The sequence below is a fragment of the Pseudomonas sp. ASL4 genome (assembly GCF_056680395.1).
On the sequence record NZ_CM155280.1, the window covers coordinates 5,796,400 to 5,811,385 of the forward strand.

Annotated in this window: 20 protein-coding genes; 12 read left to right on the forward strand and 8 right to left on the reverse strand. The window is 62.6% G+C overall.

Annotated features, from left to right (window positions below):
• The 12 genes from AC1MEW_RS26465 (at position 1) to AC1MEW_RS26520 (ending at position 9,675) form a co-directional block, all read left to right on the forward strand.
• The gene (locus tag AC1MEW_RS26465; RefSeq protein ID WP_480427351.1) at positions 1-960 is read left to right on the forward strand and encodes an FHA domain-containing protein; all 960 of its coding nucleotides are present in this window, start codon (positions 1-3) and stop codon (positions 958-960) included.
• On the forward strand, positions 957-2,306 hold the full coding sequence (locus AC1MEW_RS26470; RefSeq protein WP_201257294.1) for a FliI/YscN family ATPase: 1,350 nt from the start codon (positions 957-959) through the stop codon (positions 2,304-2,306). The genes AC1MEW_RS26465 and AC1MEW_RS26470 overlap by 4 nt, the downstream gene beginning before the upstream one ends.
• Before the next feature lie 2 nt (positions 2,307-2,308).
• Positions 2,309-2,752, forward strand: a complete 444-nt coding sequence (locus AC1MEW_RS26475; protein ID WP_480424203.1) for a type III secretion protein — start codon at positions 2,309-2,311, stop codon at positions 2,750-2,752.
• Between the two features lie 4 nt (positions 2,753-2,756).
• Positions 2,757-3,308 (forward strand): type III secretion system HrpP C-terminal domain-containing protein, encoded by a 552-nt coding sequence (locus AC1MEW_RS26480; RefSeq protein WP_480424204.1) that lies wholly within the window; start codon positions 2,757-2,759, stop codon positions 3,306-3,308.
• Positions 3,305-4,021, forward strand: coding sequence for a type III secretion system protein (locus AC1MEW_RS26485; protein ID WP_201257296.1), 717 nt, complete (start codon positions 3,305-3,307; stop codon positions 4,019-4,021). The genes AC1MEW_RS26480 and AC1MEW_RS26485 overlap by 4 nt, the downstream gene beginning before the upstream one ends.
• Entirely contained in the window at positions 4,011-4,370 is a 360-nt protein-coding gene (locus AC1MEW_RS26490) for a FliM/FliN family flagellar motor switch protein (RefSeq protein WP_201257297.1), read from the forward strand. The genes AC1MEW_RS26485 and AC1MEW_RS26490 overlap by 11 nt, the downstream gene beginning before the upstream one ends.
• Complete coding sequence (gene sctR, locus AC1MEW_RS26495) at positions 4,367-5,020, forward strand: type III secretion system export apparatus subunit SctR (protein ID WP_201257298.1); 654 nt, start codon at positions 4,367-4,369, stop codon at positions 5,018-5,020. Before AC1MEW_RS26490 ends, sctR begins: the two co-directional genes overlap by 4 nt.
• A gap of 8 nt (positions 5,021-5,028) precedes the next feature.
• Entirely contained in the window at positions 5,029-5,295 is a 267-nt protein-coding gene (sctS, locus tag AC1MEW_RS26500; RefSeq protein WP_201257299.1) for a type III secretion system export apparatus subunit SctS, read from the forward strand.
• On the forward strand, positions 5,295-6,089 hold the full coding sequence (gene sctT, locus AC1MEW_RS26505) for a type III secretion system export apparatus subunit SctT (protein ID WP_201257300.1): 795 nt from the start codon (positions 5,295-5,297) through the stop codon (positions 6,087-6,089). Before sctS ends, sctT begins: the two co-directional genes overlap by 1 nt.
• The gene (gene sctU / locus AC1MEW_RS26510) at positions 6,086-7,162 is read left to right on the forward strand and encodes a type III secretion system export apparatus subunit SctU (RefSeq protein ID WP_322267933.1); all 1,077 of its coding nucleotides are present in this window, start codon (positions 6,086-6,088) and stop codon (positions 7,160-7,162) included. Before sctT ends, sctU begins: the two co-directional genes overlap by 4 nt.
• 75 nt (positions 7,163-7,237) lie before the next feature.
• Positions 7,238-8,176 carry a type III secretion system chaperone gene (locus tag AC1MEW_RS26515; RefSeq protein WP_322267932.1) on the forward strand — a complete coding sequence of 313 codons (939 nt, stop codon included), beginning with the start codon at positions 7,238-7,240 and terminating at the stop codon, positions 8,174-8,176.
• The gene (locus tag AC1MEW_RS26520) at positions 8,167-9,675 is read left to right on the forward strand and encodes a hypothetical protein (RefSeq protein ID WP_480424207.1); all 1,509 of its coding nucleotides are present in this window, start codon (positions 8,167-8,169) and stop codon (positions 9,673-9,675) included. The genes AC1MEW_RS26515 and AC1MEW_RS26520 overlap by 10 nt, the downstream gene beginning before the upstream one ends.
• Here the strand turns inward: AC1MEW_RS26520 and AC1MEW_RS26525 are convergent.
• From AC1MEW_RS26525 to sctJ, 8 genes are all read right to left on the reverse strand, one after another.
• Positions 9,669-10,028, reverse strand: coding sequence for a type III secretion protein HrpV (locus AC1MEW_RS26525; RefSeq protein ID WP_201257304.1), 360 nt, complete (start codon positions 10,026-10,028; stop codon positions 9,669-9,671). The genes AC1MEW_RS26520 and AC1MEW_RS26525 overlap by 7 nt on opposite strands.
• Positions 10,029-10,033: 5 nt before the next feature.
• Positions 10,034-10,243, reverse strand: a complete 210-nt coding sequence (gene hrpT / locus AC1MEW_RS26530) for an HrpT family type III secretion system protein (protein ID WP_201257305.1) — start codon at positions 10,241-10,243, stop codon at positions 10,034-10,036.
• Positions 10,240-12,309: a type III secretion system outer membrane ring subunit SctC gene (sctC, locus tag AC1MEW_RS26535; RefSeq protein ID WP_480424209.1), complete on the reverse strand. Its 2,070-nt coding sequence runs from the start codon at positions 12,307-12,309 to the stop codon at positions 10,240-10,242. Before sctC ends, hrpT begins: the two co-directional genes overlap by 4 nt.
• Before the next feature lies 1 nt (position 12,310).
• A complete protein-coding gene (locus AC1MEW_RS26540; protein ID WP_201257307.1) occupies positions 12,311-12,742 on the reverse strand; it encodes a type III secretion protein in 432 nt (143 codons plus the stop codon).
• A complete protein-coding gene (locus tag AC1MEW_RS26545; protein ID WP_201257308.1) occupies positions 12,729-12,953 on the reverse strand; it encodes a type III secretion protein in 225 nt (74 codons plus the stop codon). The genes AC1MEW_RS26540 and AC1MEW_RS26545 overlap by 14 nt, the downstream gene beginning before the upstream one ends.
• Positions 12,954-13,050: 97 nt before the next feature.
• Positions 13,051-13,626: a type III secretion system stator protein SctL gene (sctL, locus tag AC1MEW_RS26550; RefSeq protein WP_480424211.1), complete on the reverse strand. Its 576-nt coding sequence runs from the start codon at positions 13,624-13,626 to the stop codon at positions 13,051-13,053.
• A gap of 22 nt (positions 13,627-13,648) precedes the next feature.
• A complete protein-coding gene (locus AC1MEW_RS26555; protein ID WP_480424212.1) occupies positions 13,649-14,179 on the reverse strand; it encodes a type III secretion protein in 531 nt (176 codons plus the stop codon).
• Complete coding sequence (sctJ, locus tag AC1MEW_RS26560; RefSeq protein ID WP_480424213.1) at positions 14,176-14,979, reverse strand: type III secretion system inner membrane ring lipoprotein SctJ; 804 nt, start codon at positions 14,977-14,979, stop codon at positions 14,176-14,178. The genes AC1MEW_RS26555 and sctJ overlap by 4 nt, the downstream gene beginning before the upstream one ends.
• Positions 14,980-14,986: the final 7 nt, after the last annotated feature.

The following is a 14,986-nucleotide window of genomic DNA, read 5'->3' on the forward strand; positions in this document are numbered from 1 at the left end:
ATGTTTGAACTGCGGGTATTGAGCGGTCTGCACCAGGGCGCCGCATTGCCGTTGATCGGTGAGCAGTGGCTGATTGGCGCCGATGCCGATCATGATCTGGCGCTGTACGACCCCGGCGTCGCCGCCCTGCATTGCCGTCTGACCCGCACCGAGGACGGCTGGCGGCTTAACGCCGAAGACAGCCTGATCAACGACGAGGAAGGCCATGCACGCACGGTGACCGAACTGGCGCCGAACCAGACGTTTGCCCTGGGCAATGTCTGGTTGTGCCTGTCGGCGGCAGAGCAGGCCTGGCCGCTGGTGCCAGTGCTTGCACAGACCGAAAGCGACCCGCAAAACCCCGGAAATTCGCCGCCCCTGAAGAAAGTTTCGTCACGCTCGACGCGGTTCGACCGTATCGGCGCGGTCATTGTCGGCGTGCTGGTGGGCATCATGGGCAGCGCCTGGGGCTTGAGTCGCAGCGCTTCCAATCAGTCAACCGAGGCCATCACCGCGCCCGCGACCGCTATCGTCGCGCCGACCTCGGCCGGCCAGCCGAAAACGCCCGGAGCCACGTCTGCGTCGAAGGTGAAACTGGCCACCCGCGAAGCGGTACGTCGTCAGCTCAACGCGTTGCTCAGCGATCGCTTGTTGACCGACGTGCGCATCGAAGACAGCGCCGAAGGCCTGATCCTCAAGGGTGGCCTGAAAGATGACGCGTTGCTGGTTTATCAGCGGATGCTGCAACGCTTCAAAGAGCGCTACGAACTGCCGGTGCCGCTGCTCGACCAGGTCGCCACGGCCGGTGCCGGCCTGCCCTTCGTGATCGTGCAGATCATCAGTGGCACCAACGCCCACCTGGTCACCAGCGAGGGCCAGCGGCTGTACATCGGCGACGTGCTGAACGGTCTGCGCCTGAGCCGCATCGACGATCAGCGCATCGAGTTCGACGGCGACCAACATGTCGAGGTGCGCTGGTGAATGCAGCCCTGGCGCAATGGACCCGCGAACAGACTTCGCGACTGTCGAGCTGCTCGGCGGTGCGGATCAGTGGCCGTGTGTCGGCAGTCAACGGCATTCTGCTGGAATGCCAGGTGCCGGCGGCGAAGATTGGCGACTTGTGCGAAGTGAGCAAGGCCGATGGCAGCACCATGCTTGCCGAAATCGTCGGTTTCACCACGCAATGCACCTTACTCAGTGCCTTGGGCACGCCGGACGGCATCCAGGTCGGCGCGCGCATCCGGCCGCTGGGCATGGCCCACCGCATCGGCGTCGACGACAGTTTGCTCGGTCGCGTGCTCGACGGTTTCGGCCGGCCGCTGCTGGGGGATGGCGACGGTGCATTTGCCGGTCCTTATGACCGACGCACCACCACCCCGGTGATCGCCGACGCCTTGCCACCGATGCAAAAGCCACGGATCAGCTCAGCGCTACCCACCGGCATTCGCGCCATCGACAGCGCGATTCTGCTGGGCGAAGGCCAACGGGTTGGGCTGTTCGCGGGGGCCGGTTGCGGCAAGACCACACTGCTGGCCGAGATGGCGCGCAACATGGATTGCGATGTGATCGTCTTCGGTTTGATCGGTGAGCGCGGTCGCGAGTTGCGCGAATTTCTCGACCATGAACTGGACGACACTTTGCGCCAGCGTTCGGTGCTGATCTGTGCCACTTCCGACCGCTCAAGCATGGAACGCGCCCGTGCCGCGTTCACCGCCACGGCCATCGCCGAAGCTTTTCGCAAGCGCGGCATGAAAGTCTTGTTGCTGATCGACTCCCTGACCCGATTTGCCCGCGCCCAACGCGAGATCGGCATCGCGGCCGGCGAGCCCTTGGGCCGGGGTGGTTTGCCACCGTCGGTGTACACCCTGTTGCCGCAACTGGTCGAGCGCGCCGGCATGAGCGAAAACGGCTCGATCACGGCGATCTACACGGTGCTGATCGAGCAGGATTCGATGAATGATCCGGTGGCCGACGAAGTGCGCTCGCTGCTCGACGGCCACATCGTGCTCTCACGCAAACTCGCCGAGCGCGGGCATTACCCGGCCATCGACGTGCCCGCCAGCATCAGCCGGATCCTCAGCAACGTCACCGGCCGCGAGCACCAGCAAGCCAACAATCGCCTGCGTCGCTTGATGGCGGCCTATCGGCAAGTGGAGATGCTGCTGCGCCTGGGGGAATACCAGCCGGGGTCCGACCCGGTCACCGATTGCGCGGTGCAACTCAACGACGCGATCAATGACTTTCTGCGCCAGGACCTGCGCGAACCGGTGCCACTGGAAACCACCCTGGAACTGCTCACGCAACTCACCTCGCAATTACCGGAATGAGCATGGACGACGACCTCGAAGCCGACCCGGACCGCGTGGCCATGGAGCAACTGATCAAAGTGCTGACGCCCCTTCGTCAACACCGTCAGGCCCGTGCCGAGCGTGCCCAGCGCCAGTTGCAGGACGAGTTGACGGTCATGCAGCAACAACTGCTGCAAACCGAACAGTCCTGGGTTCAGGAACGGGACAACCAGAAGGTCCGGCGCCAGCAGTTGTCCGCCACACACCTGGAAATAACCATGGAACTGAGCGACGTCGATCGCTGGCACGACAAGGAGCGCCGCATGCTCGATCGCCTCGCCTACATCCGCCAGAACGCCAGCCAGTTGCGTCAAGCCATCAAGCTGCAACGGCAACGGATCGAGCAAGCGCAGTTGGAGGCCAAGGCCCGGCAGCGGGCCGTGGAAAAACTCGCCTGCATGAGCGAGAACCTGAATGAGGAATGAGCTGTTGAACGCACCGATCAAGCACCCTGCCCCGCGCCCGCCACAGAAACCGGCGCCGGCGGCGATCCAGCCTCAGGCCGACAATCCGCCGGCCGCCAATTCGCAGCCTCGGCGCAACGAGCCTGAGCGCAGTCGTTTTGCTGACAGTCGACTGAATCAGGGCCGCGACAGCACCCGCCACCTGGATGCAGACGGCTTGTTCTTCGCGCAATTGCTGATGCCATCGGGCAACGGCAAGGGCGACCAGTCCGGTGCCGGGGGTGGCGGCGGTTTCAACATGTTTGCCGCCGCCGACGGTGTGCCGACGCAGTTGATCGACGAACTGGCGCTGCAACTGCCGTCCCACGGCGACCGGCCCTTCAGCGCCACGTTGTTGATGCCCAATCTGGGCAAGGTGCAGGTCCGGGCGAACAAGCGTGATAGCCGTTGGGCCATCGAGCTGGGCTTTGAGCGCAGTGATGTGCTTGAGCGCTTGAGTGCCCGCCATCAAGCCTGTGAAGACGCGTTTGCCGACGCACTGGGGCACGACGTCGAGCTGTCGATGGGTGTGGCATGAGGCCGCTGAAACTGCGCCAGGTTTCGCCGAGCGTCGCCGCCGCGAGTCGATTGTTGGGGCGTGGTCGCTGGCTGGAGTTTTCCAACGCAGGCGACAACGGTCGGCTGACCTTGAGCCCGATGCTTTCCATCGATAGCGCTGCAACCGTTGCCCTTGGCAGCGCCCGCGGCCTGTTGCGCCTGAGCAATGCCAATGCGCTGCTGAGCCTGTTTGGCAGTGCACCGGTGGTGTGCGCCGGGCCGTTGCAGCCTTGGTACTGGCAATACGTGAATCAACAACTGAGCCCGACATTGGCCGGCCTGTTCGCACCGCTCGAACCCCTCGAAGGCGTCGACGAGCCGCTGCCTGATCGCCTCGATTGCCGCATCACCGTGCAACTGGCGGGCGAAACCGCCCACGGCGTATTGAGCATCGCCGCCGACACGCTGCTGCGGATATTCGACGCCGCACCGTGGCAGGCCATCGAACAGGCATTGCCGGCGGATTGGCCGCTGCATTACCCGGTGGTGCTGGGGCGCCTGACTTTGACGATTAACCAATTGGGCTCGTTACGAGTGGGCGATGTCGTACTGCCCGCCGAGCCGTGTTTTGACAGCGACGGCAACGGCCAACTGCAGTTGGGCGCCCGACACTGGACCGTCGCTGCCCAGGCACTCGACGACAACTTGCAGATGCGGCTGATCCGCGAAAAGGACCTTCACGATGGACAATGACGCACTGTACGAAGACGCACCGCCGGTCATGGACGGCGACATCGCTGAGGCCGAACTGGCCGAGACATTTGAAGAGGAACCGACGGCCGAATCGATAACCGAGGATCCTGTCCCGCCCTCCTCGGCCCTAACGGGCCTGAGCCTGGACCTGACGGTGCGCAGTGGCGGCGTCAGCCTGAGTCTGGAAGCCTTGCAACGCCTGGCGCCGGGTTCGGTGCTGGACGTTGCCGGTGTGACGCTCGGCGAAGCAACCCTGTGCCATGGCGAGCGGGTCGTCGCCCACGGTGAGCTGGTGGACGTGGACGGCCGCCTCGGCCTGCAAATTACCCGCGTGGTATTCGACCGATGATCATGGAGGGCATGAACCCGATCATGCTCGCGCTGCTGCTCGGCGCGTTGTCATTGGTCCCGTTGTTTTTGATCGTCTGCACGGCGTTCCTGAAAATCTCCATGGTGCTGCTGATCACCCGCAACGCCATCGGTGTGCAGCAAGTACCGCCGAATATGGCGATGTATGGCATCGCCCTGGCCGCAACGATGTTCGTCATGGCCCCGGTCGCCCATGAGATTCAACAACGGGTTCACGACAACCCGCTGGAAATTGGTACCACGGAAAAACTCCAGGTCAGCGCCAACACCGTGATGGAGCCGATCCAGCGCTTCATGAGCCGCAACACCGACCCCGATGTGCAAGCCCACTTGCTGGAAAACACGCACCGCATGTGGCCGGCCGAAATGGCCGAGAAAGCCAGCAGCAACGACCTGCTGCTGGCGATCCCGGCGTTCGTGCTCTCGGAGTTGCAGGCCGGGTTTCAGATCGGGTTTCTGATCTACATCCCGTTCATCGTCATCGACTTGATCGTCTCCAATTTGCTGCTGGCGCTGGGCATGCAGATGGTTTCACCGATGACCATTTCACTGCCGCTCAAGCTGTTGCTGTTCGTGCTGGTACAGGGCTGGTCGCGGCTGCTCGACAGTCTGTTTTATTCCTATATGTGAGGCCCACCGTGGAAGCATTGGCACTGTTCAAGCAAGGCATGTTCCTGGTGGTGATCCTCACCGCGCCGACCCTCGGCGTGGCGGTTTTGGTGGGTGTACTCACGTCGCTGTTTCAGGCACTGATGCAGATCCAGGACCAGACCCTGCCCTTCGGCATCAAACTGGCCGCCGTGGGCCTGACGCTGGCGGCAACCGGGCGCTGGATCGGTGTGGAACTGATCCAGTTCATCAACCTCTCGTTCGACCTGATCGCCCGCTCCGGCGGCGCCCATTGATGCCGTTCGACGCCCAGCACCTGTTCGAGCTGATGCTCGGCATGGGCCTGGCCATCGCGCGGATTTTGCCGTGCCTGATTCTGGTCCCGGCGTTCTGCTTCAAGCACATCAAAGGGCCGTTGCGCTACGGCGTTACTTGCGCGATCTCACTGGTGCCGGCCCCGAGCATCGGCCGGGTTCTGGCCCTGGAAAACGACAATTGGTACACCATCGTCGGGCTGCTGCTCAAGGAGTCGGTGCTGGGGGTGTTGTTGGGGTTGCTGCTGTACGCGCCGTTCTGGATGTTCGCCACGGTCGGCGCGTTGCTCGACAGCCAGCGCGGCGCCCTGAGCGGCGGGCAGATGAACCCGTCGCTCGGGCCGGACGCTACGCCGTTGGGCGAGTTGTTCCAGGAAACGCTGATCATGCTGGTGATTCTGTCCGGCGGTTTATCGTTGATCACCCAGGTGATTTGGGACAGTTATGAAGTCTGGCCACCCACCGTGTGGCTGCCGGGAATGAACGCCCAAGGCCTGGATATTTTCCTGGGTCAACTAAACCTGACCCTGCAACACGCGCTGCTGTATGCCGCGCCTTTTATCGGCCTGCTGCTGTTGATCGAAGCGGCGTTCGCCATCGTCGGCTTGTACGCCCAGCAACTGAATGTCTCGGTGCTGGCGATGCCGGCCAAAAGCATGGCCGGGTTGGCGTTCCTGCTGGTGTACATGCCGACCCTGCTGGAACTGGGTAACGGCCAACTGCAAAAGCTGCTCGATATCAAATTTTTGCTCGGGCATCTGGTGCTGGTGCCATGAGCGAAAAAACCGAGAAAGCCACGCCGAAAAAACTCCGTGACGCCCGGGAAAAGGGCCAGGTCGGGCAAAGCCAGGACCTGAGCAAACTGCTGGTATTGATGGTGGTCAGCGAGGTTTGCCTGGGCATGGCCGATCAAAGTGTGGAGAAGCTGGAGTACCTGCTGACGCTTTCATTGAAGCGCATGAACGAACCCTTCCTCAGCACCCTGACCGAACTGATCGGCGAAGCGACCTGGATCCTGATCACGTTCATCCTGCTGAGTGTCGGCATGGCCATGCTGATGCGCCTGGCCGGCAGCTGGATTCAGATCGGTTTTCTGTTCGCGCCCAAGGCATTGAAAATCGACCTCGGCAAGCTCAACCCGATCGGCCATCTCAAGCAGATGTTTTCCGGGCAGAACCTGACCACCCTGCTGTTGAGCATCCTCAAGGCCATCGCCATCGGCGCAACGCTGTACGTGTCAATCAAACCGGTGCTGGGCAAATTGATCCTGCTGGCAGACTCGGACCTGACCACCTATTGGCATGCGCTGCTGACGCTGTTTCGCAGCATCCTGCGCACCACCCTCGGTTTGTTGCTGGTATTGGCATTGGTCGACTACGCCCTGCAGAAATACTTTCACGCCAAGAAAATGCGCATGAGCCACGAGGACATCAAGAAGGAATACAAGGAATCCGAGGGCGATCCACACGTCAAAGGTCATCGCCGGCAACTGGCCCACGAACTGCTCAACGAAGAACCGACGACGCCGGCCAAACCGGTGGAGGATGCCGACCTGCTGCTGGTCAATCCGACTCACTTTGCGGTGGCGTTGTATTACCGGCCGGGCCAGACGCCGCTGCCGCTGATCCACTGCAAGGGCGAGGACGAAGACGCCTTGGCGCTGATCGAGCGAGCCAAACGGGCGAAGATTCCAATCGTGCAAAGCGTGTGGCTGGCGCGCACGTTGTATAAGGTCAGGACCGGCCGTCACATCCCTCGCCCGACGCTGCTGGAAGTGGCGCATATCTACCAAGTGATCCGTCAGCTCGACGAAATCACCGACGAGATCATTCAACTCGAAGAGCACTGATTCAGAGCGGCGCGTTCACGAAACTGCAACGTTAAAAGGCTTCAATGGCCTTCAAAACTTTCGGCAGTGCAGCTCATGAATTCGTCCCATCGACAGCCGCCCGACACGCCCATTCCCGACGCCGCCGCACCTTGGTTACTCAACGCCGCAAAACAGCTTGGCGTGGCGCCACAACAGGCCCGGGACTTCGCCCGCAGCGGCGAGTTGCAACTGCCGGGGCTGACGCTGCAACTGGTCCTTTGGCAAACCCAGCCCTTCGCGCAATGGATTGTGTTGGCGCAGCTACCGCGCCCCGATTCGCTCGCGCCTGCGCAGTGGAACGAATTGCTGTTGCGGGCCAACTGCGCAATCAGCGCCATGAGCGCTTGCACCAGTGCGCTGGACGAGCGCGGTCAGGGTTTGCTGGTCAATCGCCTCTCGTATCAGCCTTACTCGGATCACCGAGGGCTGGCCACCGAACTCGACCATATGATTGCCGTGGCGGAAAGCCTGGTGGCCGGCGCCACGGCGCTGAGTTCAGCCGCCGCTCGCGCCGATCAGCCATCCGGCCCGCCGCCAGCGTCGAGCCCCACTACGGCGCCAGCGGCCAAAGCGGCAATGGACCAGCACTGGCATCGGCCATTGTTGATTCAGGCCTTGCAGCAGTTGGGTATCGACCCACCGCCAATGGCACAGATTCAAACCGTTGGGGTGATCCAGGTCGGCGGTCGGTCGTTCGAAGTGATCGCCGATGGCGACCAGCGCAACGTGCTGGTCAGCACAATTATCGAGGCGCCGCTGCACAGTGCGGCACAACGTGAACAAGCCTTGCGCGCCAACCTGCAATTGATGCTGCTGACCGGTTGCGCCGTTGCCCTCGCACCGCAGGGCAGTTGCCTGCAAGCGCGCTGGGATTGCACCGGGCTGGACGGCGAGGCCTTCGCCGACTGGCTGCTGGATTTTGCCCGACTGGCCGACAGTTTCGTCGCGCCTTTGCCCGCCGCGCTACCCAAGAGGAATCCGGCATGGACATAAGACCCACACCGCCAAGCATTGCCCCGCACCCGCCAACGCGCCTCGAACTACACCCCCTCGGCACCGGCCGAACCCCGGCGGACCTGGAACGCGGGCAAACACCGCCGCCCCCACCGGGCTTCACTGCCCGGGCGGCGCAAGCGGCGATGAGCCTGGGCCAAACGTTCCACCGTAGTTACCTTGCGCCGGCCTATGCAACCGCCAGCACCGCCGGGGGTGCGGTTCGCGATCACCTCAAGAGTGGCGCGCTACAGGCCTGGAGTGACAGCGCCGCGAATCTGCCGTCGGGGCGCACCACCCTCGCGGCGGCCGGCCAGACCTTGCAACAGATGGTCACGTGCGGCCTGCCGACCTACGTGCGCGAAGTCGCGTTCATGCATGCCTACAGTGCGCTGGCCGATGGCCTGGCGAAAAAAAATCCTGGTGGTGCTCTGGCGCTGCAAGCGGCGATTTCCCTGGCATCGATTGCCACGCAAGTCTACGTGCGCCAACCGCGCCTGGAGCGTCTCGGCGCCGAGTCGAACGTCGCCGTGCGCGGTCACTTTGCCTTGAGCGAAGCGAAATGGAATGGCCTGTCGAGCGACAAACAAGACGCCCTGCGCACGCAAATGAAACGCGACTCACGCAACGTCACCCGCAATCAGGTGGCGGCTGAAGCGATCTACTTGAGCCTCGGCGCATTGGGCGCAGCTCGCGGCGACGGCGCCTTGAGTGCGCGGATTCTCTCCACCCAGTTACGCAACGTGATCTACGCCGTATCGCGCGAAGCCATGCAGGCCAGCCTGAGCATGACCGGCAAACACGACGACACCAAAACCCACGGCGTCAATCAGGACAACATGGCCCTGCTCGGCTGGGCCTACGGCGCGATGACCCTGACCATGGGTTTCGTCCAGGACTCGGTCAGCCCCCAGACCTTGCCACCCGGCCAAACCCTGTCGAGCCCGGCGCTGACCGGGGCGAACCACCTGCCACTCCGCGGCGACGCGCTGGCGAAGTCGATCCAGACCCTGGCCGGCACTCGAGCTGCGTTCAACACCGTGATCGCGATCATGGACAATCACCTGCAAAAGCATTTCGACACCCGCCAGGCAGGCACCACCCAGCAGTTCGAAGCGAGCCTGCCGCTCAAGGATTATGGGCGGATACTCGATCAGTCCCCGGCGCGCGTGGCATGGACCAGCCTCGCCAGTGCGATCAACATGGCCATGGGCGAGGTCACTCGCGGCAATACCTCAGCGGCCCTCGGCAGTTTCCTCGGCAATGCCGGCACCGCAGCGGCCATGGGGCTGGCTTATCGCACCATGAACCAGACGTTCCAGGCCCACGGCAGTGTGCGCAAGGCCATCGACAACCCGCCGCCGCGCACGCCTTCAGCGGCGCAACCCAGCACCGCCCGAGCGAGCCTGGAACCCCAGGCCGGTCAGGTCATCAATCGCAGAGCGAATGCCACGCGCATGGAGATAGAAAACAGCGGTGTGGTTCGGGAAGGTCAGTGAGCGCAATCGCCCAAGTGATCCAGTCCCGCCAGCAGCAGTTGATGCTGGCGGATGTCGTCCAGGGACGCGTTGCTGCCCGAGGCCATTGGCGTGGCGTGCCAGACCACGAAGTCGCGCTGGGAATCCAGGAACAGAAAGTAATCGGGAAACAGATGCGATTGCATGAAGCGCCGTTCCAACGCCGTGCGCAGTTGCTGGGGTTGCAACGAGCGGCTTTCGATGTGCAAGGCGATGCCCCAATCCTGATGTTCACGGCGACTGACAAACGAAATTCCCGCGGCGACCGGCCAAACTGCGGCCTGTTCTGCGGCGACTTTTGCATAGAACGCCGCCTTCTCTGAAACTCGGATCATAGCGTTCAATCCCTTAGTGGCACGACGGTGAAGTCGAGTGTCCGCTCGCGGGCTTCGAGGCCCTGGCGCATGTCCGTCGGCCACCAGATCACCAGTTCGCGATCATTGGAGTCAGGCCGCTCGCACGCCTCGGCAAAGCAACCGGAACGCGATGCCGCGCAGCCATCCAACATCGCGCACAACGCCAGCAACGCCCCACACAAAACCTTGTTCATGGTGTCGTTCCCTTGAGTAACGAGGCACGCGCCTGGGCGTTGGCCGTGAGTGATTTGGGTTGGCGCACGGCAATGAACACTTCGCTTTCTTCCCCCGGTTGCAGCCAGGCCTTGGGCCAGGCGCTGACGCCCAGCACCCAGCGACCACCGCAGGTGCTTTCATCGATTCGCTGGGGTTTGTCGGTGGTGTTGCGCGCCACCACCACCGCCACACCCCATTGCTTTTGCGTGTACCACTGGGCGCGTTCGCCATCGATGGCCACCCCTGAGTTTGCGTCGCACAAGGTGTTAGGGATGAACGGCAATTGGTCGCTGCTGGTGAACCCGGCCGGGGCGATGCCATCGAGCAATTGGGTGAAGGCTTTCTGCACGTCGATGCGCGTCGGCTGCGCGCCGTCACGTCGGCCGCTGATGCGTTTGGACGCCGCATCCACGTCGTCCGGGTTGCCATTTTCGACGTAGCGCGACGGGTCGATCTGATCGCCGATTAACCTTGGCGTGAGGATGAACAAGCGCTCGCGTTTATTGGTGCGATGGCTGCTGGAAGTGAACAGCAGTTTGCCGATCAGCGGGATATCGCTGAGGTAGGGAATCTTGCGGACCTTGTCGTCGGACTCCAGCACATGGAAACCACCGACCACCAGCGATCCGTGCTCAGCGATGACCGCCTGGGTGCTGACGTTGCCTTTGCGCACACTCGGTTGCGATGGATTGAGCACCGAGGCGTCGATCTGCCCGTCCTCGATGTCGAGGATCAACTGCACCTGGGATTTGCCATCGTGATTGAGCGAACGGGGAATCACCTGCAGGCTGGTGCCGGCGGTGATCGGCTGGATATCAGCGACCCGTTCGCCGGTAGCGGTGAGGTATTCGGTGCGGCTGAAATCGATCACCGCCGGTTGGTTTTCCAGGGTCAGGATCGATGGATTGCCCACCACTGTGGCCGAGCCCTTGCCTTCCAGCGCATGAATGGCCAGGGCAAATCGACCGGAGTTTTCCACGGACAAGGTCGAGCTGGAACCGGAATCGAGCAACGACGCGCTGACATTGGTGCCGCCGGCCCAGATGTTCCAGCTGCTGGACAGTTCGGCCAGATCTTCGCGGTTGATGTCGAGGATCACCGCGTCGATTTCGATCAGGTTGCGCGGTTGATCAAGCTGTTTGACCAGTTTCTCGTACAGCGCTTTACGCTTGGGCAGGTCATAGATCAGCACCGCGTTGTTGCGCACATCGGCGCTGACGCGGATCCGCGACTTGCTGCCAGACGCGCCTTTGCCTTTTTTCGAACTGGTGTTGGCCAATACCTGATCCAGGCCTTTTTGCAGGTTGTCGGTGTCGAGTCCGCCGAGCAGCGTCGAGCCGCCGCCGTAAGGACTGCCACCGGCGCCCAGCCCCGCGCCCTGGAGCAGATTGACGCCGTTGATCGAATCACCGCGGGAGCGGGTTTCGAGCAAGTCCTGGAGAATGCTCGCAACCCCGGCCACCGTCAGTTGCTGATCACGATAACGAATAGTGCGGTCGGCGGCGTTGGCGTATTTCAGCGGCAGCACGACGATGTCCTGCTTCTCGTCCGGGGTGTCGACTTTCTTGCTGTAGTCACGCACAAAATTGACGTACTTGGCCGGACCGCGCACCAACACCACACCTTCATCAGGCAAGGCGCCCCAACCAAATCGAGAGTCCAGCAAGCCGACGTCGGTCAGCGCGCTCTTGAGGTCATCCACCGCATCCGGGGAGACTTCGATGCGCGCCGAGGTCTGCTCGCTGGTCGGGCTGATGTACAGCGTCTCGTTGTAGACGAACCATTGGAAGTGATGCTCCTGGCTCAACCGCTCAAGAAATGCCTGGGGGTTTTGCGCCTTGATGCGGCCGTCGACAATGCCGTCCACCGGCTCCATTTCCAGGCCCAGGCCAAACTCCTTGGCAAAATCGGCCAGGGCCGTCGCGAGATCCGCCTGACTGGCGTCATAGGCATACGCCGTGTGTTTCCAGGCGGGCGGTACAGCGGCGAATGCCGAAGCACTCATCCAGATCAATAGCCAAGGCAACCACTTAAAGGCCTTCATTTCACGCTCCTGGTTGCCAGGTATTGAGGGTCGAACGGGGCAACGAAGCATTCGTCAGGCTACCCAATGAGGTCTGTAACAGGCTGAGCATCGCGGCGCGCTGGTTGGCCAGGCTTTCCAGGCGTGCCAGCAATCCCGGTGTGGAACAGGGCGATGCCTGCCAACTGACCAGCACCAGGCAATGACTGTCGGGATCGATCGCTAACGCGCCTTCGCAGTGGCAGGCCACACCGGCGCTGCTCTGGATCAGCAGCGCGGTCAATCGATCGGGGTCGGCGGCGTCATACGGATCAAGCACGTCGATGCTACAGCGCACGCCGTCTTCGCAGCGGGCGAGCCGGGCGTTGGCCTCGTCGATCCAACAGTCCAGCGGTGCGCCAGAACCTTGCTCGCACCACTGCGTGACCACGGCAACGAAGTCATTGAATTCCATCGATGATCGCTTTCGTCAAACCGTGCTGGGCGCGCAAGCCTTCGCTCAAGACCGAAGTCGCGGTGGCCATTTTTTGCGACGCGTCGCTGAACGCCATCATGTCCTCGGGTGAGCCGCTGTCGGCGGCGTCGAGTGCCGCCTCGTCGGTGCTGGTCTGGCTGTTGCTGAACGAATGGTCGAGGCGATGTTGCAAGGCTTTGAAACTGATCATGAAGAGTGCTCCATGGAGGGGGTCGCCAGTGAGTGGAGCAAAACCGCCAGTGGGTTCCACTTTTTGCATGAGATGTCGAACGGAAGGTGCAACAGGGTCAGTCGCCCTGCCCCAGCAGACAGCGGACCAACCCCGGCCAATCGAGATCGAACTCCCCGGCGTCGCTGCTCAGGCGCAGGGTCTGGGCCGGCATCGAGATGTCTTCGCGCAATTGCCAGAGTGCGGCGAAGCGACTGCCGGCGACCCAGGCCTGAACATCGGCGAACAGTTCGGGGGGACACGTGAGGGTCGCGGTGCAGGCGTAACTCTGGCTCGCCGCCAGATGATTGATCAGCGCCCGGCCGCGCTCAGCCACGCTGGTGTCGTCGAACAGTTGGGTCAGCGCCTGCGTGAGCAGGGCTTCGGCCGACTCGACCGCCGAGCGTTGCAAGGCCAGGCGTTGATCTTCCAGGGTCTGAAGAAAGTGGTTGGCTTGCTCCCAGAACTCACCGGCCGCTTGATCAAGGGAACGCTGGCATTGGCCTTGAGCCTCGGCAATCAACGCCTCGGCCTCGGTTTGGGCGGCGAGTAACAAATCACTGGCCCGCTGCGCGTCTGCCAGGTCTTCATGGCGCAGGATCGGTTCGCGCAGCAACGCTTCGGCGCCCAGGGACAAACGTCGTCGAACCAGCATCAGCGAAGTACTCGGGTGGTGTTCATGGTGCCTGGACTCGCCACAGTACCGCGCGCCATAGGGTGTCGAGTTTGTTCGGTGGCAGGTCTGTCGCGGGCTCCTGGACATCCCCCGGCGCCCAGCTCAGTCGCAAGCGCGACCAAACTGCGGGGCCCAGCCAGGCGCCGAGCAGCGGGCGCATGTCCGTCGCTTGAGGGTCGGCCCAAAGTCCCGGGCGCAAGGCCTTGGCCAGGCTTCGACACCATGGATCGTGGCGTGCGGTAACCGTGGTTTCGGCGCGTATTGGCGCGCAGCAGATCGATTGTGCGAGGGACAACGCTTGCTGGCGTTGTTCCGCACTCAGCGACAACCACAACAGCACATCGGCGTCCGGTGCCGGCGGTTGACTGGGGATGATGCCGAGGCTGGCGAGCAAATCCGCCTGCCGACTGCGGGCCACGGCGGCACATGTATCAACCTCCAATCCGTGAGCCGAAAGCATCTGCGCTTGCCAGGCCGGATGGGCCCAATGCCAGGTGCAACACCACCAGCTCACCCAGTCGGCCGAGGTCATAGACGCGCCGGCAACGTCGATTCGCTGCGACGGCCCGGCCACAGCCGTGACAGCAGCGCCGCCCGCCAGTCACTGCGCAAGGCCAGGGCCATCGCCGCCAACACCAGCATTAGGCTGATCGGTATAACTAGCGCCATGACGTGCCAGAAGCCGATGTCCGGGCTGTCGATCAGGAACGGGCCGAAACGCACCAGGTTTTCTTTGTCCTGAAACTCGGTCGCCGGAACAAAAACGATGGCGAATTTTTTCGAGTTGGCCGCTTCCTGGGACATCCCCGGAATGCTGCTCGCAACCATTTGCTGAATGCGCCCGCGCACGCTGTCCGGATCAAGGGCCGCCGTGTGTTTGATGAACACCGCGGCCGACGCCGGTTGCACCGGTTCGCCAGGGGCGATGCGTTCCGGTAACACCACGTGGACCCGAGCGACAATCACGCCGTCGATCTGCGACAAGGTTGATTCCAGTTCCTGGGACAAGGCGTAGATGTAGCGCGCCCGTTCTTCGAGCGGCGTGGAAATCACCCCTTCTTTCTTGAAGATTTCACCGAGGCTGGTGCGAGCACGCCGCGGCAGGCCAGCGGCTTCAAGCACTCGCACCGCGCGATTGATATCGCGGGCGGAGACGATGATGGTCACGCCGGCCTTTAGCATCTGCTTGCGGGCATCGATGTGTTGGTCGGCGAGTTTGGCGATGACGTCGTTGGAATCCGGCTCCGAGAGGCCGCCGAACAGTTCCGTGTCGTCGCTGCAACCGCTGAGCAACAACACGCACAGCAACAGGATCGGAGCAAAAAAATTCACGCCGGGC

Coding starts and splice junctions, on each gene's coding strand:
- sctT (WP_201257300.1), top strand. CDS start 5,295: ATGCCGTTCGACGCCCAGCACCTGTTCGAGCTGATGCTCGGCATGGGC.
- AC1MEW_RS26475 (WP_480424203.1), top strand. CDS start 2,309: ATGGACGACGACCTCGAAGCCGACCCGGACCGCGTGGCCATGGAGCAA.
- AC1MEW_RS26515 (WP_322267932.1), top strand. CDS start 7,238: ATGAATTCGTCCCATCGACAGCCGCCCGACACGCCCATTCCCGACGCC.
- hrpT (WP_201257305.1), bottom strand. CDS start 10,243: ATGAACAAGGTTTTGTGTGGGGCGTTGCTGGCGTTGTGCGCGATGTTG.
- sctR (WP_201257298.1), top strand. CDS start 4,367: ATGATCATGGAGGGCATGAACCCGATCATGCTCGCGCTGCTGCTCGGC.
- AC1MEW_RS26545 (WP_201257308.1), bottom strand. CDS start 12,953: ATGATCAGTTTCAAAGCCTTGCAACATCGCCTCGACCATTCGTTCAGC.
- AC1MEW_RS26485 (WP_201257296.1), top strand. CDS start 3,305: ATGAGGCCGCTGAAACTGCGCCAGGTTTCGCCGAGCGTCGCCGCCGCG.
- AC1MEW_RS26490 (WP_201257297.1), top strand. CDS start 4,011: ATGGACAATGACGCACTGTACGAAGACGCACCGCCGGTCATGGACGGC.
- AC1MEW_RS26555 (WP_480424212.1), bottom strand. CDS start 14,179: ATGACCTCGGCCGACTGGGTGAGCTGGTGGTGTTGCACCTGGCATTGG.
- AC1MEW_RS26465 (WP_480427351.1), top strand. CDS start 1: ATGTTTGAACTGCGGGTATTGAGCGGTCTGCACCAGGGCGCCGCATTG.
- AC1MEW_RS26520 (WP_480424207.1), top strand. CDS start 8,167: ATGGACATAAGACCCACACCGCCAAGCATTGCCCCGCACCCGCCAACG.
- sctC (WP_480424209.1), bottom strand. CDS start 12,309: ATGAAGGCCTTTAAGTGGTTGCCTTGGCTATTGATCTGGATGAGTGCT.
- sctU (WP_322267933.1), top strand. CDS start 6,086: ATGAGCGAAAAAACCGAGAAAGCCACGCCGAAAAAACTCCGTGACGCC.
- AC1MEW_RS26525 (WP_201257304.1), bottom strand. CDS start 10,028: ATGATCCGAGTTTCAGAGAAGGCGGCGTTCTATGCAAAAGTCGCCGCA.
- sctL (WP_480424211.1), bottom strand. CDS start 13,626: ATGCTGGTTCGACGACGTTTGTCCCTGGGCGCCGAAGCGTTGCTGCGC.
- AC1MEW_RS26540 (WP_201257307.1), bottom strand. CDS start 12,742: ATGGAATTCAATGACTTCGTTGCCGTGGTCACGCAGTGGTGCGAGCAA.